The following is a 22,034-nucleotide window of genomic DNA, read 5'->3' on the forward strand; positions in this document are numbered from 1 at the left end:
TGTACAACTTTATTGATTCCATTTAGCGTTATCCTAGCTAATGTTGTAATGAATACAACAATTCCAACCCAAATTGGCCATTTCGCATGAAATAAGGCCAATTTGTTGTACGAAATACAACATCTCCAGCCTGGCGGGCAGAAATCAAAGAAACTGTTGTACGCAGTACAACTTTCCGCAAATACCAAGGAAATATTAATCATTTTGTTATTTTTCCGGGGATGAGAAGTCCATTTCAGCTCTCTCAGCATACATTTGTCGGTTAAGAAGTATCTTTCTGACTCTGAGACGTCCTATTTGGACTTCTCAGCAACACTTTGCTACTTTTCCCGCAGTGAGAAGTCCATTTCGACTCTCTCAGCATACATTTATCAGTTAGCAAACATCCTTCTGGCTCCGAGAAGTCCTTTTCGGACTTCATAGCAATACTTTGCTACTTTTCCGGCAGTGAGAAGTCCATTTCGACTCTCTCAGCATACATTTATCAGTTAACAAGTATTTTTCTGACTCTGAGACGTCCTATTTGGACTTCTCAGCAACACTTTGCTACTTTTCCCGCGGTGAGAAGTCCATTTTCAGCTCTCTCAGCATACATTTATCAGTTAACAAGCATCCTTCTGGCTCCAAGAAGTCCTTTTCGGACTTCTCAGCAATACTTTGCTACTTTTCCCGCAGTGAGAAGTCCATTTCGACTCTCTCAGCATACATTTATCAGTTAACAAGTATCTTTCTGACTCTGAGACGTCCTATTCGGACTTCTCAGCAATACTTTGCTACTTTTCCCACAGTGAGAAGTCCATTTCAGCTCTCTCAGCATACATTTGTCGGTTAACAATCATCCTTCTGACTCCAAGAAGTCCTTTTCGGACTTCTCAACAACACTCATATAAACATTCGCAATCTATAAGGGAAAGTGCAAATTACCAGTGAGAAAGACGTAGGAACAGAGTTTTCAATCTATTTGCCTATGATCTAATGCCTCATCTTTCTTCTTGCTTCTAGCTCCTTCTTCAAGGCATGCTCAACGGATTCTGCAAGGATATCGAATTTCTCTGCAACGGTGTACGTCAGGATCTTTCCACAGTGGATGCAGCGCTGTATTTGAATATCTGTGACTTTCGAACAATTTGTGCATTTAATCATCGTATGTCGTCCACCTTTGTAATTATCATACCTCCATTATACACATATACATCAAAAAGCCACCTATTTACCTACCCAAGTGAACACCCCAGGTGACAACAAGACTAAGCAGATACTTACGGTAAGCAATGCTCATATACCTAACCTAGAACAATCGAGCGAATTAAAATGAATTCATTTATAATGGATGTATATCCATACAAAATGTCAACTTCAGGCAGGTGAAAAAGCAATGTCCTACATGGATATACCCTATAGCTTAGGAGAAAAGTCAGCCGTTCCCCTTTGTAAGTTTATTTCCATTTGGAAGGTGCAGGCGAACGACACCTATCAAGTAACTAAAAGTGCTGGATTTGTTACACCCGGGCTTTTTATTACTTATGAAGGAAATGGTGTCATCACTTTAGCCGATGAGCGATACGACTTGTACCCTGGCTCCTTTTTCTTCGTTAAAGAAACGGTTCCATGTACTTACAATTGCCAAAATAATAATTGGAAATTTTATTTTATTGACTTCAGCAGCTTGGACATGGCTCACTTTCTCCACCTTCCTGTTGGAGAAATCTTATCCACTGCGAAGTTAAGCGAAGCCCTTCAATTATGCGAAAAAATCATAGGAACCCTGATCGCACAACCTACTGGTTATGCTTATTCCGCCAACATCCTACTGCAGGAAGTGCTGCTCCTTTTTGCAAGGGAACAGTCGTTTTTAGCCGCTCCCAACCATAACGAAATGGACAGTATCCTCTATTTCATTCATAAAAACTTGAACAAGCCTATCCAAATTGATGAGCTTGTGCAAAAGAGCGGTTTGTCACGCACCTACTTCTTCGCCCGTTTTCGTTCCATGACCGGACATTCACCAAGCAGCTATATGCTAAAATTAAAATTAGAGTCAGCCAAAGTTTCGCTTGAAACGACTAATTTGCCTATCAAGGAAATAGCAGCTGCTCTGCATTTCTATGATGAGTTTCACTTCTCAAAGCTCTTTAAAAAGCACTATGGTATGCCGCCCAGCGTTTTTCGCCAAAAATAAGCATTATTATCACTTCATTTATCGTGACCTCGCGGTTTTTTACCGCTCCACCTTTCATCAACCTTCTCATTGACCGATTGATATCTCGCATCTACGCTGATCCGATATTGGTTCGTCGTATTTTCAAGCGAACAATGAAGCAAATACATGCCGAAGATGAGAACATCGCCTGCTTCAAACGTTGTTGTAGCCCATTTTCCGCCGAATTTTTCCGTAATAACCAGCGGGTCGTCGGTATAGTGTCCAATGCCGTCACGATCTGAATCCTTCGTCCCGTACGACTGTTTCAAATCTTCGAAACGATGTGATCCAAGGCAAATCGCCAGTCCTCCCATTTCATAGGATACATCCCCTAGTGGCGACCAAACCGTATAAACTTTCTCTGTACCTCTTCCCATATAAACAATGTCATAATGAGCTCCCGTAAAATCACCCTTGCCTACCGCCCGGAGCCATTTGTAATGATACGTAAGCGAGGGTTCTCCGAGGAGTTCATCAAAAAAACGCATGATATGATCCCCGTTTAAAACATTAAGCAAAGCCGGCAGGTCCTCATTCGTCCCCCCCATGAAGATGCTCTTGCTGCCATCAGCCATTCTACCTTCTTCCAACAGGGTATCGCGATCGAGCTTCCCCATTTGTCCCATTTTCTCTAAAATACTCGTACGTGCATGAAACACCTTCGCCCGGTCATGAAATCCGCGGATGAGTAAATATCCGTCTTCCTCCATCCGCTCGCGCAGCGCCACCACATCATGAACAATCTCGTTTGAGCTCCTCAGCTCTGTCAAATGGGGACCACCCATCTCCAACTCGCGACTTCCTACTTTCACCAACATTTGCACACACACTCCTCTGCGTATTGACTTATAGCTTAAGTGTAGGTGATATTCAGTCGTTGAACCATGGATGATCGCATTTTATGCATGTATAATCGTACATTTTCAAATGTGTGTATAAAGAAACGACTGCTTGCATGAAAAATTCCAATATTTTATGATTGTTCCAAAAAATAAAAGAGCCGAATGGATCGTTCTCATCCACTCAGCTCTTAAGCTTTATTTTACAATAATTTGTATAACATCACTTACCGTTGTTCCACTTCCATTCATAAACTCGCCGCGATATTGATAAATGCCAGGAGCTTTTCCCGAAATTTGTGTAATGGCCGATTGGGCACTTGGTGTGTGTGAAGATAAAGATTGCGTTTCAATAAGATCGCCATTTTCATATAATCGATACTGTGTTGCGTTCGTGCCCCACCACATATTAGCAGTAATGGTATAGTTCCCATCTTGATCCCAGTTGTTGCTGGACAACACAGGTTTGCCAGGATTCGCATTAACCACGGTAACGGTGTGTGGATCACATGAAGTCGCTCCATAAAAATTCGATAACACACATGTATACACATAGGTTCCGTTCGGCTTACCTTGAATAGGAGTAATGGAAGTCTGGGCTGCTGGCGATGCATCGGCCAGTGACTTCGTTTGGATCAATTGGCCATTCTCGTACAACTTATACAGTGAGCCATTGTTTCCCCACCACATATTCATCGTAACGTCATAATTGCCATCATGTAAGCCTGTCGCAACACCACTATTATTCGAAAGTGTCGGTTTACCTGGCACCCCATTCGCAAGCAATGCCGGACTGACGGAATGCCGTTCGAACTTGACTGCATCAGCCCTCGTATAGATCATATCGGCAGGAAGGGTTGGCGGATCTACAGTTGTCGGAGTCTCCCTTGTTAAACGAACATACTCGCTGCCGTCTCCTGTAAAGTCGAACGTTCCAAGATTAACCCAACCCGACGAGCCGACTGTCGCATCGATATACGTGACCTCGGTAACTGACTGATGCTTCACTTCCACTTTGACATGATTATCGTTTGCCGTCGTGTGGACGATCTTGTAGATGGAGACCGTATATCTCCCCTCTGGAAACTGGGCCTTCCACGTCGCCGATGATCCTTGAACTGTAGAGTAACGAGACTTAACACCAATTTTGTAACCGGCTAAATTGCTTTGGCTCCAAGACCCCTCCGTAGCGTATAACCCGGTCGTATTCGTACTGTCAACAATAACCATCAGGTCCCTGATCGTTATTGTCAAAGGTGGCGTTGTTAAGGTCACTCCGTCCATCGTTACCGTGGCCCACACCTCGATGTGATCCGTTTCCCCATCGAGGCTTTGAAGGGTCAACAAACCGTTACTGTCCACTTCAGCCAGATCGGTTCTATCAACGAAATACTGCACATTTGCATGTGCCAGATCACCGATCAGGCCGTTATCCAAATAGCCGGTTACGCTCAGTTGAGCAGCTTGAGTCATCTGCAGTTCGTCCCGATTTGACAGGATGGCCACCGACTCCAATTGCGGCATCCTATTAGGGTTCACCCACATCATTGCATCGGCAACTACCCGTGACTTGTTGGCCTTATTGGTTAATTCCACATACCCACTATTACCTACTGCAAAAGGATAAGCTCCCAGGAACACCCACGTCCCATTGGCCGTTGTCTCATCAACGGTAACCGTCTCGGAGCCCCCGTTATAATAAACGGTAAAAGAGGCATTCGTTGCCCAATTTTCGCTCGTGGCGGTTATTTGCGGAAGCTTGTAATACACGCTATAAGTAACACTTTCCGGCAGCTCAGGCCGCCAGAGAATCTTGCTTGTCGCTGTGCCGGCAGTCGATTTCGCATAAACATAGTTATCATAGTAATAGTCATTAGCCGTTGTATCTCGTATCCAGACGCCTTCCGTTTCCGCCTCCGAATTATCAACAATGATGGATGAACCTTGTTGCCAGTCCGGTTGGACCGGAGTTACTGTTACCCGATCAGGCAGATATAGCGTCCGCTTGCGGGTCTGTTTTCCGTCCGATTCCACATAATAAGTGAAAGTTTGTGATAAATCGTTGACCCGTATCGACCATTCCATCGGATAAATCGTATCTGGAACGGTCGTGTACGTGGCCCCGCCATCCAAGGAGTAATGGATCGTCGCCGGTTTCGTCGTTTTTGCCTCCACGTAAGCATCGTAGGACGTTTCGTCGGGCTTGACGATTAGCATACTTTTAACAGCATCTATTGGACTGTGAACATCGAAGAAATAGCTTGCATCCGATGTATCGGCCGTTCTAAGCTGGTGAAGCGGCACATCTATGTCTAATCCCTCCACAATGATAGCTGTTATTCCCTTGCTTGATACTGTAGCCTGAATGATTCCGCCACTCATAACCGCTTGCTCTGGTGTGCCATTATCGCGAATGATGGTTACGGTATAATCTTGTGCCGGGTTGAACCCAATGAGTTGCGCATTCAATTCGATCGGAGTCTGTACTTCAGCAGTTGATTCGTTGCTTAATCCGATGTAGAACTTATTCCCGCTCTCCCCTGTTATCCAGTTCAATTGCGGATGGTTGGTCTGGATAATCCCTTTGGGCATCCAGAGCCAAACGTTCGAATTGCCGTAGAATTGACCTGGTTTATTCCCATAGAGGTGATATTTGAACCATAAAAAATTAGTTTCGAATACGGAAGGGAATGAAATATTCCCATTCGATTTCAGCGATTGTTCACTGATCAAATAATCCATCGTTTGCCCGAGCTGCGCTGGCATATGGTGATAATAGATGGATGTTGCCCCACTTGGCCCTTCCAAAGGAAAATCCGGTTGGAGTTGACTAACAGCGAAGCCCTTATAGTAGTATCCTGGATAGTTGGAATATCGTCCGATGACCGCATTATGAGCGATATCCTGCAATAATTTATCGCCAGTATAGAGCGATAATCTCATCATGAATGGCGCTTCCTGCGCGTTCATCCGATAATAGCCAGTTGTACTTCCCGCTTCAAACGTCAACCCATTGGGAGAAACAAGCCAACTGTCCGCTTGTACGCCACCGGCTACATCTTCAGGGAGCTTGCTCCTAGGATATGCGTATTTACCACTTTCCGGCCAGTGGAACGACTCCGCGTAATTATACGTCTCCGGCTGCGGAATCGTAACGGTGCCTTCAGGAACCGGACGAGCTACGAACATGGTAGCGTACTGTTTAGCTTCCTTGTACGCGGCATTCAAGTATTTGGGATCTTGCGTTTCCTCATACAGCTCCAAGATCTCCATCCACAGCTTGCTATAATAATAAATAAACTCATTTTTACTCACATTCGTGGATGCAGGTGTATCGATATTTTGAAGGATATAACTGTCGGCTGCATCCTTGGCATCCTGCAAATACTGCGCATCCCCCGTCATACGATACATCATAAGGGGTTGAATGACAGGCCCTCGATCTTTCTGATCAGGATCTCGCACAAGGTACTCTTCCTGCCCCAGCGATTGAATGCCAGCCGAAGTGCCCAGCATCTGATTGACAGCGGCTACGCTTGAAACATCGAACGGCAAGGTTGCCATTTTCCATAACGATGGCACGCTGTATACTGGCTTCTGTGTCGGCGACCAACCGATACCATTTCGCGATACACCGTACTGGATGGACGGCAGCGCCCTCGTATCGTAAAGCTGGTCGTCTCCGGTCAAGTAGTAGGCCCCCAGAAGAACTGCATTCGATGTTGTTCGAACGCTATCCTCGTTCTCGATGTCAATGAAGCCTTTGGCTCGGTTCCACCAGCCACTGGGCGACGGAACATAATTAACAGAGTCGTCACCCTGAGGCTCAATCTTGAGCAGATCGATCATATTGAACATCGCATCCGTAAGCGACTGATCGGCGACATTTTCCCGGTATGCCGAATAACCGTATTCACTGCGGAGAATATCCCGATAGGTCTCATACAGACTGCTGCTTTGAGCGATTAGCCCCATATGAAACTGATACGTGCTTTCCGCGGTCATTTGCGAATAAGTCCCTAGCTGAGGAGCATAAAGGATCGGCTGCACGCTGCCTTCGTTGTTGACAAGACTCATACCAAGTCGTTGTTTGGAAACGCCTCCCGTCGGTTCAAATTCGACCGGAAGCTCTTCCGACGGTGCAAATACGCCATACGTCAAAGAGTTCCCCGCACCGTCATTCTTTTCAACCAGACTCATCGGAGCGCTCAGCTCCCTCAAGCTTGTTGATTCTACCGAACCTACCATTTTTGCATGCGACCTGAAACCATTCAACACTTCATTGATGCCAGTGATTAGTTCTGTTGTGAAAGACTGATAGCCGATCACATAATTGCCATCCCGGCGAGGTGTAAAGGCGAAGGAAACATCTGGTTTATCCCCTGACATGGACCAGTTCACTTGCAAATCGTAATCGTCTCCATGCAAAGAATCGGTTAATACCGCCGTGTGGCTATCAGGGAAATTAATCCCGTCGAATGTAATCCAGCGTTTGTTCATTGTATCGTAGTAATTGGTTCGACTCCCCGCATTCCCATCTAATAAGACCCATTGTTCTTCAAGTCTTTCCGCCGTATTATTGATTGGCACCCAGTTCCCCGTATCCGTGTCCTTGTAGAACAGATCACGAACGATGGATTTACCTCCATCCCAAGTAGCTTCATAGAAGGTCGCCTTATAGTTTGCATTTTCGATGCTGCCTTTTTCCGTATAACTGAGATTCGCCAATGTGCGGCTGCGCAGCGGAGGCAACGGTGGAGCCTGCTGCCGGATATTTCCTTCGAACTTGACGCTATCTGCCCGCGTAATGATGGTGCCCGTCGTAGGTTGCGTTCGAGTCAGCCTGACAAATTCGGTATCATTACCACTGAAATAATACTCCCCCAAATCAACCCATCCGACAGGGGAGCCCGACGAGGGCCTGAGATCCATAAACATGACATCCGTAATCCCATTGTGCACAATTTCGATTTTTACATTACTATCTGCTTTATCCGCCCAATTAAGCTTGTAGAACGATATTCTCGCCGTTCCTGCTTCCAATCGCGGATTCCATGTGATGCTTCTTCCCACCGCATCCGTATAGTTGGAACTCGAATTATTATACCCCTTCACTCCTGTACTTGTGCTCCAATAAGGAGCCGAGTATCCGTTATTCTTGTTATCCAAATCGGTGGTGACGACACCATCAATCGTGATGCTTCCATCATCAATGATGATCGTCTTATGAGGCTCTTTCTGCTGAATATTACCTTCGAACTTGACTGCATCAGCACGCGTAAGTATCGTGCTGGTGGTGCTGGTAGACCGACTCAATTTAACGAATTCTTCACCAACCCCGGAGAAATAGTACTCTCCCAAATCTACCCATCCCGCAGGCGCCCCGAATGAAGGCCTCAAATCCATAAATAGTACATCCGTCGTTCCATTATGAGTGATTTCGATTTTTACATTGCTATCCGCTTTGTCCTCCCAGTTAAGTTTGTACAACGATATTCTCGCCGTTCCTGCTTCCAATCGTGGATTCCACGATATGGTTCTGCCTGCTGTACTCGTATATTTGGAACTGGAATTATTATACCCCTTCACTCCTGTACTTGTGGTCCAATTCGGAGCGGAATATCCGTTATTCGCGTTCTCCGCATCAGTGGTGACGACACCATCGATCGTGATGCTCCCGTCATCGATGATGATTGTCTTAAACGGTAAGGTCTCCGCATTAGCGGTCCTAATCCCGAATAGGCTTAAAGGAACTATCATCGTCATGATGAGAACGATTAAGAAAAACAGCTTGCTTTTTATCATAAAACTAACATCCTTTCCATGATTTGCTTTCAAACAATACGGATTTCAACGAATGGAATGTTCGAATCAAATAACGACCCGCACTTTGATAACGCTTTCAAAATAGAAAACCAACCTCCTTTGTTCGAATAGTTGTGACGCAGCAATTATTCGTATCGGTCTGACTAGTCCCTACGTCTTTTTTTATCTTAGCATGTCATATAACCGTAAAATTTCTTTAATTTCAAGAATTTCTTATAAGATTTTATGTCAAAAAAGAAACCTACTTCGTATTGGACCGCTCAACTGCAGTCAGATACGATGTAGGTCTTGCAATGGGAACAAAGCCGATTTGATCAATTATAATGGCGGCTGCACCAGCAACAACCTCCCAAGCTGAATCACGGTTTGCTTGTACCAATCCGGATGCTGCCGTACATGCTCCATGCTTCGTTCATTGCCACTTGCCTCAAACACTGCCACTTTATCTGTCATCTCGGCATCGATTTCGAAGCGAACTGTATGTTTCCCATTCGGAAGTTCCGGCAAGAAAACATACTGATTCCGATTATGATCGTTATATGGCGTGAATCGATCGATGAGGAAAGGTTCCCCGCCATCCACCGTCACCTTCAATCTGCCGGAATCAGGCCCCCCGATATCGAACAGCCCAATGTGAGTGCCTTCGAACTGCACCGTGATAGCCTCCCCCGGATCGACCGCTCGCCATAGGCCGGGGAACAACCAATTGTACGCGCGGACCAAAGCAAAATCATCGGGGGTCATATAAGACCATCCTGCCGAAAAATTAGCATGGCCATCCAGCGGCACCATAGCGGCGTACTCCCAAGGATTGGCCGGGACCAAAGGGTCCTGAGGCAAGTTATGTTCGACCCTTCCCAAGCCACCTCGAAGTTCACTCATTTTCTCAAACGACCGGGTGATCGTATCCGTGTAAATTTGGTGCCCTTCGGGAATTGTCGGATGGACTGAATCATGCGTAAAAACAATAGCTCCGGAAATGGACTCATCTGCCCCTGAGGTAAAAATGAGCTTTCCCTCCGACACCAAATGACTGACCGCTACGCCCAGATGAATCGAAGGAACGCCATAATAGTCGGCCACTTCCTCTTGCATAACAGCCCCCTTCTGATATTCCCCGGACTGAAATAAGGCCACATCCCGCTCCTTCAGCGTATAAACGAACAGGATATCGGTAAACCGGCTCCGCTTGCGGATTTGACGGACGATCCCTTCGATCCGCGCCTTGGACTCGGGGACTCCGCCATCGTTGCCGACAAATTCAACAAACACTAGATCAGGCTGATGACGCAAGACATCCGTCTCCAAACGGGCGCAGCCCAAATCCGATCCAGTTCCGTCAATGCCTGCATTCACAGAGCGAATATCCGCCTTGGGATATTGCTCACGAAGCCATTCCGCTGTCATTACACGGTATCCTTCAGAACGGGTGTTACTACCGCCAAAATAGACTATGGTCACCGTGTCCTCATTTTCCAACTTTTGAATTACATTTGGAAGGCCTTCTCTAGGAAATAATTCCTTCATTGTCACTTCACCTAACCTCACTTATCTTTTTTAGGAGCATACAACTAATATGGTAGTCCTTTTTATCTGCGTTTTTTTACATGATTTCGAGAAAAATTCATACATTTTTTTGCCCCCTAAACCAACAAAGAGAGTGGCAACTAATTGCCACTCTCTTCCTTAATTTACTTGATTAACCCTGCTTCTTTAAACTGCTTGGTTGCTGTGTCCTTATATTTCTGCATGTCAAACTTGGTATCCAACGTTTTGAGGAAATTATCCCAGTTGGAAAGAGGGTCTTTGCCCGTCATAAATTTGACCAAGCTTTCATTAATGAAACGTTGACGGTCAGCCGCCAATGTATCGCTCGGGTCTGCAGTCAATAAATTCCCGGGCAAAGTAGGCGCCACATATTTCTGATTGTTCGTAAAAGCTTCTGCCGTCTTTGGATTCTGGAAGCTGAAATACTCGGCATCATCACCACGGCGCGGCATTCTATAATGATCGACCCACAGGTATTTTTCTTTCATTTCTTTCGTTAAATCAGGAGTTTTGTTTTTGACCTTGCCGTCCACCAGATCCCAATGAATACCTTTAAGGCCATAGGCGAAATTCGGGTATGCTTCTTTGTCCGTAAAGAGATATTCCAGCATAGACAGGATTCGAACGATTTTGTCCTTATCTGCTTTCTTAGAAATGGCCCATGAATTGCCTTGGAATGATTTTCTCTCCACGATTTGATCCCCGTAAGGCCCTTTCATCGGAGGAATGACGATCCATTCCGGCACCTCTCCGCCGATTTCTTTCATTTTCTGCTGGGCATCCGGTTCCAGCCTACGGGCATCCCTTATCATGAAGCCGATTTTACCTTTATATAACTTTTGGTCCAACAAATCAGGTGTATTCATTGTCACCCAGTCTGGATCTACAACTTTGGCTTCCATCATTTTATTGATGTAAGCGAGCGCTTCTTTCATTTTGGGATCGATAAACAGGAACACCGGTTTATTGTCTTTCACTTCAATGGCTGAGGGAGGATTAACGCCAAACATCCACATCAAGCTATCGAAGCCGTAGGTTTGCAGATTGCCTTCTTTATTCATACCGCCAATGAATCCGTACGTATCGTTCTTGCCGTTTCCGTCCGGGTCTTTCTCCGTAAAGGCTTTCATCACTTCGAACAGCTCGTCAGGGGTTGTCGGTACTTTCAAACCTAGCTTTTTTAACCAATCATTGCGGATAAAGTAGCTTCGACTGATACCGTTTACATTATCATAACCTGGAACTGCAATGGTTTTTCCTAGATATGACATCGCATCCCAGGAGTCTTTACCAAAACGCTTTTTCAATTCGGGAAATTGATCCAAGTACGGTGTTAAATCCGCAAGAACGCCTTGGTCATAATATTGTGCGAGATCAGCCCGGCTCTTCAAGAAGAGCAAATCTGGAATATCTCCGCCAGCAATGAGCGTATTTAATTTGGTCGTTGCTTGCCCTGATTGAGGAATCATCATATCCAAGTCGATATTCACTGCTTTTTCCAACATTTGGCGTTGGATATCTTCTTCACGGGGAGGAAGCGGAGCAGCAGCGTTGAAAGTGCCTTGGTTAAACATCGAGATTTTCATTTTGGTTGCAAACTTGTTGGGCTGGCCTTGCGAACTACTCGAAGCTGTCGGTATAACTTCATTTTTTTCCCCACATCCTGACAATACCGTTCCCAAGCCTACTATTGCTGTCAGAATAGTAAATGAAATCTTTTTACGCTGCATATTGACCTCTCCTTTTGCTTATATATTATCACGGTTTCCCCGTAACAACCTAGGTTGGAATGCCTTTTAACCTTTAACCGATCCCATGAGCACACCTTTGGTAAAATGCTTTTGCATAAATGGGTAAACGATCAAAATCGGAACCGTAGTCACGACTACAGCAGCCATTTGCACAGCGAACGTGCTAACGGTTCCGGAATTGGCAAGTGAATCAGCACTTTGTGTTGCGACGTTAAGCAGGATGTTTCGCAAGATAACTTGAAGAGGCATTAAGTTGGAATCATTGATATAAACAATTGCATCGAAATAACTGTTCCAATGCCCGACTGCGTAAAATAAGGAAATCGTGGCAAGGACGGGCAAGGACAAGGGTAAAATGATCTTCCATAGCGTCTGAAGTTCACTTGCACCGTCTACCCTCGCCGATTCCTCGATTTCAGCAGGCAATTGCTCGAAAAAGCCTTTAATGATCACTAGATTAAATGCACTAATGAGATGTGGAATAATCAATACCCAAGGACTGTTTAGCAATCCCAGAGAGCGGATTAATAAATAAGTAGGAATTAATCCTCCCCCAAACATCATGGTAAAGACGATGAATAGTAAAAATGCGCTGCGCCCCGGCAAATATTTTTTGGATAACGGATAAGCCGCTATTATCGTAAAAAATACATTAAGCGCAGTGCCTACTATCGTTCGAAACAACGTAATTTTATATGCCTGCCCGATACCATGAGAAATAAATACTTCTTTATAAGCTATAAAGGTAAAGGATTCTGGTATAATAACAATTCCTCTTCTTAACACTTCCGATTCTGGCGTAATTGAAACAGCAACCACATATAGAAAGGGAAGTAAGCAAAGCAGTGATAGCACAATAAGAATAATATAAACGGCTGTTTGCCATACTTTTTCCCCGAATGACAGATTTATCATATTGAAAACCACCTCACCAAATTTGCCCATCGAATTTTTTGGCGAGCTTGTTCGCAGCCAAAACTAAAACAAATCCGATGACAGCTTTAAACAATCCTACAGCAGTAGCCAACCCAATCTTAAGACGCTCCAACCCTTCACGGTATACCCATGTGTCGATAATGTCGATCTTCTCCTGGTTAAAGGTGTTGGCAAACATGTATATTTGGTCAAAGCCAGCGTCCAGAATATGGCTTAGTTTAAGGATCAGCATCAGAATAATGACTCCTCGAATGCCGGGTAATGTTACATGCCATAGCTGTCTCCACTTGGATGCGCCATCGATTCGGGCCGCTTCATATAAGCTCGGATCGATTCCCGCTAATGCTGCAAGGTACAATATCGCTCCCCATCCAATATCCTTCCATATTTCAGATAAGATGATCAGCAGTCTGCCCCAGGCAGGTTCCGTCAGAAAGGAGATCGGTTGGAAACCATTTCCCTTCAGAAGCATATTAAAAAGGCCATCTCCTGGGGCTAATAATGCCACCATTATTCCATAAACAATGACCCAAGAGAGAAAATGGGGCAAATAAGTAATTGTTTGCACGATTTTCTTAAACCAATGGACATAAACTTCATTGAGAAGCAGAGCAAGTACGATGGGTGCGGAGAAGCCGAACAATAGCTTGTACAGCGATATGATAATCGTATTTCTCATAATATCCCAGAAATATACCCCGTTAATAAAATCTTTAAAATTTTTCAATCCCACCCACGGGCTATCCCATAGTCCCAAAGCCAAATTGTAGTTTTTAAAAGCAATAACGATTCCCGCCATAGGAATGTACTTGAAAATTGCAAAATATAACAATGCCGGGAATAAAAGAGCATACATCACTTTATACGTTCGTATCGTTCTTATCAAAGACTTCCACTTGGGAGGGAGGGGGATGGCGTCCGCTGCCAATTTCGTTTGCATTTCATCACCTCAACTTTATTTATATTTTTATAATAGCATCCCAAAATCGGATAAATTTCTGTGATTTCTAGAATTTCTTATAAGATATTAAGTAAGAGACTGGGAAAATTTCAATACACTATGCATGAAAAAATATAGCCTCTCCAACCATGCCCGTAAACTGGAAAGAAGGCTGCCATGTGGCAACCCTTTTTTATTGAACTATGGTATTCATTAGTTCAACTTGTAAAGTATGATCCTTCTCGAATTTCTGTTGAATTCAGAATCTCCTTCGCTCTTGGCCTGCCGTATAAATCCCGAACGACAACCCCATCCCCTTGCAGATAGCTTTCCGTCACCGTGTCCAGAATCGCGTTATTGAAGCTGCTTTTTCTTGAATGTGTATAAATGATCAAATGGTTCATATTCAATTTACTTTAAGCATGTTAGTGATTGATTACTTACTATTTGTTGTAAAAAGAGAGCCATTTCTTCTCTGCAGCGCGTGAATCGTAGCCATGATTCCCTTCTCGAAGGCAGTCGCCCGTGCCTGTCCGATCAACCGCTCGTATTTGTCCGCGCTCAAGACAAGCGGCTCTTCGGTCAAATAGAGCATCTCCACGACCTCCTTCATTACAGGCACAGCCATACCGAGCAAAGACAGCCCGACTCTCCCTAGCGGAATGACCGATTTGGCGCTACCGCTCGCCTCCTGGGCTATTTGCACGATCTCCCTGCCCGAGATCAAGCCTGCCCCAGGTATATGCCAGTTCTGCCCATATGCATCATCCCTGCCGGCGAGCTCCGTGATCATGAACGCCGCGTCCGGTAAGTAAACGAACTCGCGGGGGACACGCATATTGCCTATGAAAAATGCCATCTTGCCAGCCGCGATCGCTTCGAGTGTAGAGCCCAGATAAGAAGCCTCATTCGCCGTGGGGCCGTAATAATCCGGCAAGCGGACGATCATGACCTTAGCTCGGCTCCACCGCCAATCGAACAGCATCTTCTCGTAAGCGAGCCTGATCTTGCCCTTCTTTGTATGCGGCTGCTTCGGATGCTCCTCCGTCGCCCGAGTCATCTGACTTCTTCCATAAGGATAGATACCGTCGATTGCGACTATTTTTATACTCAGCCGGTTAGCAGCCTCCATCACCGATTCACCAAGCGGAATCAGCTTGCTTACCATCTCGTGATATGGCACATTCGCACAATGGAACAAGACGTCCGCACCTTCCGAAGCGGAGACGATGTCATCCGGACGGAAAGCATCACCTACGGCAATCGTCAGATGCTCAGGATGACCCAGCCTAGCCCTAAGATCCTCCAGTTTCTGACGAGATCGCCCGAATGCTACCGTCCGAATTCCTCGCTTGACCAGCTCTTCCGCAACTGAAGCCCCCGTGCCTCCCGTTGCTCCTACTACTATCGCTTTTTCCAAAAGAATCACCTCATTTTTAATTTTGTGATTGATCAATTACTAACCTGAAAACAATATAACATTCAGTTATTGATTGGTCAATCACTTTTTTAAAAAATCCGTTATCCTCCTCCTATCTCCTTCAATTCGGGCATTGCCAATGCTACCGAAATGTTGCACAGTATTTCATTCGAACTCAGCCTCACCTTGAGCCCAATAGAGCCCTTGTCTCTTCCCAAAAGGAAAAGAAAGGGCTCCGCTTTATGGAAGGCGAATAATAACTTTACCAAATTTCGAAGCCTCCTTGAAGTAGCTGAACGCCTCCTTGGCTTCGTCGAAAGAAAACACACGGTCGATGACAGGCTTCATCTGGTGGGCCGCAATGGCGCGGTTCATCGTATAGAATTGAGCACGACTGCCAACGGCGATCCCCCGGAGGGTAAAGACGTTATAAGCAATAGCTTTGAGGTCAATCGTCGCGCCTTCTTGTGTGAGCCATCCGACCTGACTGATTTGACCTTCAAAGGCGATTGATTTAATCGACTTTTCGAGGGTACTCGTTCCGCCAACCTCTACAACACGATCGACGCCTCGGCCTCCAGTCAGCTCACGCACTGCGATATGCCATTCGGGCACTGTCGTGTAGTTAATGACTTCATCCGCCCCGAGGGCCTTCAACCGGTCTGCCTTTTCATCGCTCGAAGTGGTTGCAATAACTCGGGCACCGCTCAGCTTGGCGAGCTGCAGCGCGAATAGAGAGACACTGCCTGATCCGAGCGTGAGTACGGTATGTCCGGCCTGCAGCGACTGCCCGCTAGTGAGGGCATTCCATGCGGTAACGGCGGCGCACGGTAAGGCTGCGGCTTCCTCGAAAGAAAGATGATCGGGAATATGGACAACAGCCTCTTGGCTCAGAACCGCATATTCAGTAAGCATCCCGTCTAGAGAGCCGCCGAGCTGCGCTGAATACTCCCAGCTGAACGGACCGTCAATCCACTGTGGAAAGATGGAGGCCATGACTCGTTCCCCCGGTTTGACCCGGGTGACACCTTCACCTACCTCTACAATTTCGCCAGCCCCGTCTGAAGCTGGAATAAAGTCCGGCCGGACTGGCAGGGGATACCTGCCATGAAATAGAATTGAAATTTCTCGATAATTAAGCGAACAGGCCCTAACCCGAATTAGCACTTCTCCTGGACCCGGAACCGGTATGTCGTGTTCCTTAACCGAAAGGCCGGCAAGGCCCTCTCCCAGATTTCCATGATAACTTCTCACGATATCCCTCCTCAAGGTTGGAATGATGGTGCAGTTTGCTCGAATGACCAGACAATATGCTCGACGAATCAGGATGCTTGCAGCACATCGGTGAATTGATAGTCGAAACGGATCCGGCCATCATCGTCAAGCAGCATGAAGACGGTTCCGGCAGCCACAGCCATGCCGCCATCCCGGGGGACCATCGCCCAGCTGTACCTTACGGCTTTGTGATGCTCATCTGCAACCCCTATGGTTTTAAATACGTATCCTCCCGTTACTACGAACTTTTCGTACGCCTTGAGTACCCGGTCCTCGATGGCTTCGTGTCCATGCGCTTCAAGCGAATGAGTGCAATGGGTTGCGTCTTCCGACCACAGCTCTGCGATGATTTCTCTGCGCCGCTTCGCGTCAGATTCGTTCCAAACGGAGTTGTAAAGATTTACGAAAGTATTAATCTCTTTCATAGCCTAATCACCATTCCTTCGTTGTTAAGTTGATTACATATATGACTATACCATTCAAACATGACAGATCCTGGCTTGTTTAAATGGTATAATTAAAAAAATGCGAGGAGGAGTGCTATGTTAAAATCACAGCGGCTGATCCAGCTCATCATGATCGTCAATGCCAGGAAATCATTTACCGTTCCGGAGCTTGCCGATGAATTAGGATTATCCAAGCGCACGATAACCCGCGATTTGCAGGAACTGAGCGAATTGGGTATCCCTATTTATTCCGTACAGGGGCGAGGGGGAGGCTATAGGCTTCTGCAGGAGCGGTTGCTCCCGCCGATTACATTCACGGAAAGCGAAGCGGTTGCTATGTTTTTCGCCTGCCAATCGCTGCAGTATTTCGGTTCCCTACCTTTTGATGAAGGGGCTTCCTCGGCGCTTCACAAGTTCTACCATTACCTTCCTCCCGATATCAAAGAACAAATCAACCGGCTGAAGAACAAAGTGGTGATTTGGAACCCGCTGCGGTCCATGTCCGCTAAGTGCCTTCGCACCTTGATGCAGGCCATAATGGTCCGAAGCGTAGTGACCATCGAGTATGACACGGGCAAGGGAGCCGAGAGAAGAGACATTCAGCCGATCGGTCTTTATGCTAGTCAGGGCTACTGGTATTGTCCGGCCTACTGCTTCGAGCGCAAAGGATATCGCCTCTTCCGTGCGGATCGAGTACGCTCCGTCAGTTTGAATGATTTGCTCGCCTGCTTGGATGAGGTCGACAAGAAATCCATCTTCGATTGGAATGTCGACGAGCTGAATGCATCGGAGAAACAGGAACTAATCGCCACCCTGACACCAATGGGCGTTCGGTCCTTAGAGGAGAACGGCTGGTTTAATGAGTTCATTGAACACTATGAGGATGGAAGTGGTGAGATCCGTATGATGATCCCCGTGAACAAGGTGTCGTTTTATGCGGAGATGATTTGGGGAGTTGGAGAAGCTGCCAGGATTATTGAACCGCCAGAGGCGATAACTTATATAGAACAAAAGTTGAAGATGATGAGGCAGCAGTACAAGGTCCAATCCAAACTTATAAATTCATAGTAAAGGATAACTATAGCTTAACTAGGCTGCCAATCACTCGGCAGCCTTCTCTGTTTATTGAACTCTTGTTTTCCCTATTCCTTCTTGGAATCAATCTGATAACTTTGCGCCCGTCAAATGTTTCACCAGGTATTCATATACATACTGCTAACGTTAATAAAGTTGTAATACTTTGTTCAAACCGTATTCACATATTATGTGAAATAAATCACATACATGGCGTAAGATAGAAATATATAACAAATCAAATTGAAAACAGAAGGTGATACCACTTGAACCAATCTCGAAACCATGAAAAACGATTGATGTACCTGATGTTCATTGTTGCTTTTGTCATGTTACTTTCTTTTATCCGCAAGTTTTTTTGAACCTATGAAAACTACTAAGGAGATGAGTCCATATGCCTATCTACGATCCCGTATTTTATAGCCGTCTACTCACTGAGACCACACTGGCATTTCATATCATTTTCGCTACCATCGGCGTTGGCGTTCCGGTCATGATTATGTTGGCTGAGTTAGCCAGCATTAAACGTAAAGATCCCTATTATGCGTTGCTCGCACGAAGATGGGCTCGGGGTTTCGTTATCACCGTTGCTATTGGGGTGGTTACAGGTACTGCTATCGGGCTTCAACTCAGTCTGTTGTGGCCGAAGTTCATGGAGATTGCTGGGCAAGCCATTGCGCTTCCGTTATTTCTAGAAACATTCGCCTTTTTCATCGAGGCTATCTTTTTAGGCATTTATTTATATACATGGGAACGTTTAAAACCTATGCATCATCTCTTTCTACTCGTTCCTGTTGTCATTGGCTCCTCTGCCTCAGCATTTTTTATTACAACTGTGAATGCATTCATGAATACGCCGCAAGGCTTCACTCTAAAAGATGGCTTGATTACGAATGTACAGCCGATTCTAGCTATGTTTAATCCATCAATGCCTACCAAAGTAGCACATGTGCTTTCCTCTGCCTACATGACCAGCGCATTCATCTTGGCTGCTATAGCGGCTTACTCCCTTCTCAGGAAAAAGGGGGATACTTTATACGCAAAAAAAGCTTTAAAGCTGACAATTACTGCTGGGCTCGTGTTCGCCATAACTACGGCAATGATCGGTGATCTATCAGCCAAATTTCTAGCTCATAATCAACCTGAAAAGCTTGCCGCAGCCGAGTGGCACTTTGAAACGACTACGAATGCACCGCTCGTTCTTGGCGGTATTTTGACTGAAAATAATGAGGTTAAATATGCGTTGAAAATTCCGTATGCACTAAGTATTTTGGCAGGTGGAACTCCAGGAACTGAGGTAAAAGGGCTGAATGATATTCCGAAAGATCTCCGTCCTCCTCTATACGTGCATTATTTCTTTGACGCCATGGTTGCTATAGGCATGTTTGTGATTTTCGTTGCCATTTGTCATATGTGGTACGCACGCCAAAAATCCCGTAAACCTTATCCGAGATGGCTTCTAGCGATTATCGTTGTATGTGGTCCGCTTTCCATGCTAGGCATCCAATGTGGATGGTTTTACGCGGAGGTTGGTCGCCAACCATGGATTCTGCGTGGATATATGAAGGTAGCAGATGCCGCTACATCTTCACAAGACGTGGACACCATGTTACTGCTGTTCTGTTTACTTTATATGGTTTTAGCACTGACTGCGGTAAAAGTATTATCCAAACTTTTTAGAAAAAACGATGTTGCAGATGAACTGATTGCACTTGGTATTTTCGGGGGGAGGACCAAAGAATGAGTCTAGAACTTGTTGGAATAACTGTTTTGTGGATCTTTTTATATGGATATCTAATTGTGGCGTCCATTGACTTTGGTGCGGGTTTCTTCAGCTACTATTCGGTTATTACGATGAAAAAGCATATCATTCATAAGATCATTGAAAGATATTTATCTCCTGTCTGGGAAGTTACCAATGTATTCTTAGTTTTCTTCTACATCGGTATGGTTGGATTCTTCCCAGAAACAGCACGTTATTATGGGACTGCGTTACTTGTACCAGGCAGTGTAGCTATCATATTGCTAGCCATAAGAGGAGCCTACTACGCTTTCAGCAACTATGGTTCCAAGGATAACAAATGGTACATGCTGCTCTATGGAGCAACTGGCTTGCTCATCCCTGCAACCCTTTCTACGGTACTGACCATTTCTGAGGGTGGAATCATCGTCGAACAGAACGGCATGATTTTGCTAGATTGGAGTAAGTTACTTGGGAGTCCTTATACGTGGTCGGTCATATTGCTATCGCTAGTCAGCGTCCTCTATATTTCGTCCATGTTCCTTTCCTTCTACGCCTACAGAGCAAAAGACTATCTCGCTTTTGGAATTTTACGAGGCTATGCTCTTTTCTGGAGCGGACCTACTATTCTTGCAAGTCTGCTTGTCTTTTTCGCTATAAACCAGCAAAACCCAGAACATTTCCGCAACATGCTTAACCTTGGATGGATGTTCGGAGCATCATTTCTCTGTTTTTTAGTTGCCGTCTACTTGCTTTGGAAAAAAATAAAGCTAGGTCTATCCTTCATATTGGTACTTTTGCAATTTGCTTTTGCTTTCTTTGGTTATGGTAAAGCCCATTTACCGTATATTTTATTTCCATACATCTCCATTCACGAAAACTTTACGAATCAAGCAATGGGAACTGCGCTAGTCATCGCCTTTATTGCAGGGCTTGTTATTTTAATCCCATCTCTGTTCCTGCTAATGCGTCTATTTCTTTTTGATGCTGATTATGTACAAGGTAAATTTATAAAGAAGGGTGATTAAAACTATGGAAAACTTATTAATCCAATATGCTCCACCGATATTTGTTCTATTTTCACTTGTTTTTATGATTCTGTGGGTACCAAGGGCAGCCGACGTGACAGAATAATCAGTAAGGCGAAAAAGTCGACTATTTACTAGTCGACTTTTCTTTCCTTATGATTCGTGTTCAATATCCTTTTCCATGTCGTGTTTAAGCTCTTTAGGCATTTTTTCTGGTTTACTTCCGAACCACTTCGTATAGAGAGCTTCATAAGTTCCATCTTTGGAGACTGCTATAATGGCCTTATTGATCTTTCCCATGTACATGTTCCGCTTTTTAGCAACGATTGCGTAGCTATCTTTGTTGAAAACGTCCCCTATTTTTTTAACTTTTCCATCTGCTGAGTTTTGCTCATAATCTTGAATACTGTGCTCTTCAAAAATGACGGCATCAACGGTTTTATTTTTCAAATCATCGTATGCGTCGGAGATATTCGCATAGCTCCTTATTTTGATTCCTTTAATCTCACTCGCAAAGTAATAAGCAGTCGACCCGTTCCTTGTTGCCACCACTTTCTGGGCCAAGTCATCTTGGCCTTTGATCGCCACGTTATCTGATGTAGTAAGTATCGCTTCTCCCGATTGAAAATAAGGATCTGAATAGTCTAATTTGTTTTTGCGAGCATTCGTGACGGTCATTCCGGCGATTGCCAAATCCACATCGCCTGATTTCACACTTTTGTTCAACTCACCGTATTCCATGGGTACCCATTCATATTTTAGTTTCGCCTTTTTAGCGATGGCTTGCCATAACTCCACTTCGAAGCCTTTCTTCTCTTCCCCCTCTGTATACGTAAAGGGACGGTTGTTTTTCTCGATACCGACTTTGATCGATTCATCTTTCGAACATCCTGTGGAAGCTAATGTTACCAAAAGAACGACCAACAGCGTGATCCCCTGCTTGCTTCGAACTCGTATATTCATTGCCTTTTATGCCCTCCTTATCAGGTAAACAACGGTATTATTTGTAA

General features: G+C 45.1%; 17 protein-coding genes. 5 read left to right on the forward strand and 12 right to left on the reverse strand.

What is annotated here, in order from left to right; all coding sequences use genetic code 11:
* Positions 1-972: 972 nt before the first annotated feature.
* The gene (locus tag GC102_RS33910; protein WP_171693414.1) at positions 973-1,143 is read right to left on the reverse strand and encodes a hypothetical protein; all 171 of its coding nucleotides are present in this window, start codon (positions 1,141-1,143) and stop codon (positions 973-975) included.
* Between the two features lie 187 nt (positions 1,144-1,330).
* Here GC102_RS33910 and GC102_RS33915 point away from each other — a divergent pair, with 187 nt between their 5' ends.
* Positions 1,331-2,179 (forward strand): AraC family transcriptional regulator, encoded by an 849-nt coding sequence (locus GC102_RS33915; protein ID WP_171693415.1) that lies wholly within the window; start codon positions 1,331-1,333, stop codon positions 2,177-2,179.
* A gap of 14 nt (positions 2,180-2,193) precedes the next feature.
* On the opposite strand, the gene GC102_RS33920 is transcribed toward GC102_RS33915, so the two are convergent.
* The 10 genes from GC102_RS33920 to GC102_RS33965 form a co-directional block, all read right to left on the reverse strand.
* On the reverse strand, positions 2,194-3,018 hold the full coding sequence (locus GC102_RS33920) for a phytanoyl-CoA dioxygenase family protein (RefSeq protein WP_171693416.1): 825 nt from the start codon (positions 3,016-3,018) through the stop codon (positions 2,194-2,196).
* A gap of 219 nt (positions 3,019-3,237) precedes the next feature.
* The gene (locus tag GC102_RS33925) at positions 3,238-8,844 is read right to left on the reverse strand and encodes a golvesin C-terminal-like domain-containing protein (RefSeq protein WP_171693417.1); all 5,607 of its coding nucleotides are present in this window, start codon (positions 8,842-8,844) and stop codon (positions 3,238-3,240) included.
* Between the two features lie 339 nt (positions 8,845-9,183).
* A complete protein-coding gene (locus GC102_RS33930; protein ID WP_171693418.1) occupies positions 9,184-10,392 on the reverse strand; it encodes an SGNH/GDSL hydrolase family protein in 1,209 nt (402 codons plus the stop codon).
* Positions 10,393-10,556: 164 nt separating this feature from the next.
* Positions 10,557-12,143: an extracellular solute-binding protein gene (locus GC102_RS33935; protein ID WP_171693419.1), complete on the reverse strand. Its 1,587-nt coding sequence runs from the start codon at positions 12,141-12,143 to the stop codon at positions 10,557-10,559.
* Between the two features lie 66 nt (positions 12,144-12,209).
* Positions 12,210-13,079, reverse strand: coding sequence for a carbohydrate ABC transporter permease (locus GC102_RS33940; protein ID WP_171693420.1), 870 nt, complete (start codon positions 13,077-13,079; stop codon positions 12,210-12,212).
* A gap of 13 nt (positions 13,080-13,092) precedes the next feature.
* Complete coding sequence (locus tag GC102_RS33945) at positions 13,093-14,040, reverse strand: ABC transporter permease (RefSeq protein WP_171693421.1); 948 nt, start codon at positions 14,038-14,040, stop codon at positions 13,093-13,095.
* A 218-nt stretch (positions 14,041-14,258) separates the two neighbouring features.
* On the reverse strand, positions 14,259-14,444 hold the full coding sequence (locus tag GC102_RS33950; RefSeq protein ID WP_171693422.1) for an NAD(P)H-dependent oxidoreductase: 186 nt from the start codon (positions 14,442-14,444) through the stop codon (positions 14,259-14,261).
* Between the two features lie 32 nt (positions 14,445-14,476).
* Positions 14,477-15,460 carry an NAD-dependent epimerase/dehydratase family protein gene (locus GC102_RS33955; RefSeq protein WP_171693423.1) on the reverse strand — a complete coding sequence of 328 codons (984 nt, stop codon included), beginning with the start codon at positions 15,458-15,460 and terminating at the stop codon, positions 14,477-14,479.
* 240 nt (positions 15,461-15,700) lie between these two features.
* Positions 15,701-16,714, reverse strand: coding sequence for a zinc-dependent alcohol dehydrogenase family protein (locus GC102_RS33960; RefSeq protein ID WP_171693424.1), 1,014 nt, complete (start codon positions 16,712-16,714; stop codon positions 15,701-15,703).
* Positions 16,715-16,782: 68 nt separating this feature from the next.
* Complete coding sequence (locus GC102_RS33965) at positions 16,783-17,160, reverse strand: nuclear transport factor 2 family protein (protein WP_171693425.1); 378 nt, start codon at positions 17,158-17,160, stop codon at positions 16,783-16,785.
* A gap of 117 nt (positions 17,161-17,277) precedes the next feature.
* Here GC102_RS33965 and GC102_RS33970 point away from each other — a divergent pair, with 117 nt between their 5' ends.
* The 4 genes from GC102_RS33970 (at position 17,278) to GC102_RS40915 (ending at position 21,130) form a co-directional block, all read left to right on the forward strand.
* Entirely contained in the window at positions 17,278-18,249 is a 972-nt protein-coding gene (locus tag GC102_RS33970; protein WP_171693426.1) for a helix-turn-helix transcriptional regulator, read from the forward strand.
* A 400-nt stretch (positions 18,250-18,649) separates the two neighbouring features.
* A complete protein-coding gene (locus GC102_RS33975; protein WP_171693427.1) occupies positions 18,650-19,999 on the forward strand; it encodes a cytochrome ubiquinol oxidase subunit I in 1,350 nt (449 codons plus the stop codon).
* The gene (locus GC102_RS33980; protein WP_171693428.1) at positions 19,996-21,024 is read left to right on the forward strand and encodes a cytochrome d ubiquinol oxidase subunit II; all 1,029 of its coding nucleotides are present in this window, start codon (positions 19,996-19,998) and stop codon (positions 21,022-21,024) included. Before GC102_RS33975 ends, GC102_RS33980 begins: the two co-directional genes overlap by 4 nt.
* 4 nt (positions 21,025-21,028) lie before the next feature.
* Positions 21,029-21,130: a cytochrome bd oxidase small subunit CydS family protein gene (locus GC102_RS40915; RefSeq protein ID WP_446686364.1), complete on the forward strand. Its 102-nt coding sequence runs from the start codon at positions 21,029-21,031 to the stop codon at positions 21,128-21,130.
* 47 nt (positions 21,131-21,177) lie between these two features.
* Here GC102_RS40915 and GC102_RS33985 read toward each other — a convergent pair whose 3' ends face one another.
* The gene (locus GC102_RS33985) at positions 21,178-21,987 is read right to left on the reverse strand and encodes a transporter substrate-binding domain-containing protein (protein WP_171693429.1); all 810 of its coding nucleotides are present in this window, start codon (positions 21,985-21,987) and stop codon (positions 21,178-21,180) included.
* Positions 21,988-22,034: the final 47 nt, after the last annotated feature.

The sequence above is a fragment of the Paenibacillus germinis genome, from assembly GCF_013141785.1.
Classification (GTDB): Bacteria; Bacillota; Bacilli; order Paenibacillales; family NBRC-103111; genus Paenibacillus_E; species Paenibacillus_E phytorum.

Excerpts from the sequence above, each read along its gene's own strand:
- GC102_RS33945 (WP_171693421.1), bottom strand. The coding sequence starts at position 14,040 with ATGCAAACGAAATTGGCAGCGGACGCCATCCCCCTCCCTCCCAAGTGG.
- GC102_RS33940 (WP_171693420.1), bottom strand. The coding sequence starts at position 13,079 with ATGATAAATCTGTCATTCGGGGAAAAAGTATGGCAAACAGCCGTTTAT.
- GC102_RS33910 (WP_171693414.1), bottom strand. The coding sequence starts at position 1,143 with ATGATTAAATGCACAAATTGTTCGAAAGTCACAGATATTCAAATACAG.
- GC102_RS33950 (WP_171693422.1), bottom strand. The coding sequence starts at position 14,444 with ATGAACCATTTGATCATTTATACACATTCAAGAAAAAGCAGCTTCAAT.
- GC102_RS33935 (WP_171693419.1), bottom strand. The coding sequence starts at position 12,143 with ATGCAGCGTAAAAAGATTTCATTTACTATTCTGACAGCAATAGTAGGC.
- GC102_RS40915 (WP_446686364.1), top strand. The coding sequence starts at position 21,029 with ATGGAAAACTTATTAATCCAATATGCTCCACCGATATTTGTTCTATTT.
- GC102_RS33975 (WP_171693427.1), top strand. The coding sequence starts at position 18,650 with ATGCCTATCTACGATCCCGTATTTTATAGCCGTCTACTCACTGAGACC.
- GC102_RS33965 (WP_171693425.1), bottom strand. The coding sequence starts at position 17,160 with ATGAAAGAGATTAATACTTTCGTAAATCTTTACAACTCCGTTTGGAAC.
- GC102_RS33980 (WP_171693428.1), top strand. The coding sequence starts at position 19,996 with ATGAGTCTAGAACTTGTTGGAATAACTGTTTTGTGGATCTTTTTATAT.
- GC102_RS33985 (WP_171693429.1), bottom strand. The coding sequence starts at position 21,987 with ATGAATATACGAGTTCGAAGCAAGCAGGGGATCACGCTGTTGGTCGTT.
- GC102_RS33920 (WP_171693416.1), bottom strand. The coding sequence starts at position 3,018 with ATGTTGGTGAAAGTAGGAAGTCGCGAGTTGGAGATGGGTGGTCCCCAT.
- GC102_RS33930 (WP_171693418.1), bottom strand. The coding sequence starts at position 10,392 with ATGAAGGAATTATTTCCTAGAGAAGGCCTTCCAAATGTAATTCAAAAG.
- GC102_RS33915 (WP_171693415.1), top strand. The coding sequence starts at position 1,331 with ATGTATATCCATACAAAATGTCAACTTCAGGCAGGTGAAAAAGCAATG.
- GC102_RS33925 (WP_171693417.1), bottom strand. The coding sequence starts at position 8,844 with ATGATAAAAAGCAAGCTGTTTTTCTTAATCGTTCTCATCATGACGATG.
- GC102_RS33970 (WP_171693426.1), top strand. The coding sequence starts at position 17,278 with ATGTTAAAATCACAGCGGCTGATCCAGCTCATCATGATCGTCAATGCC.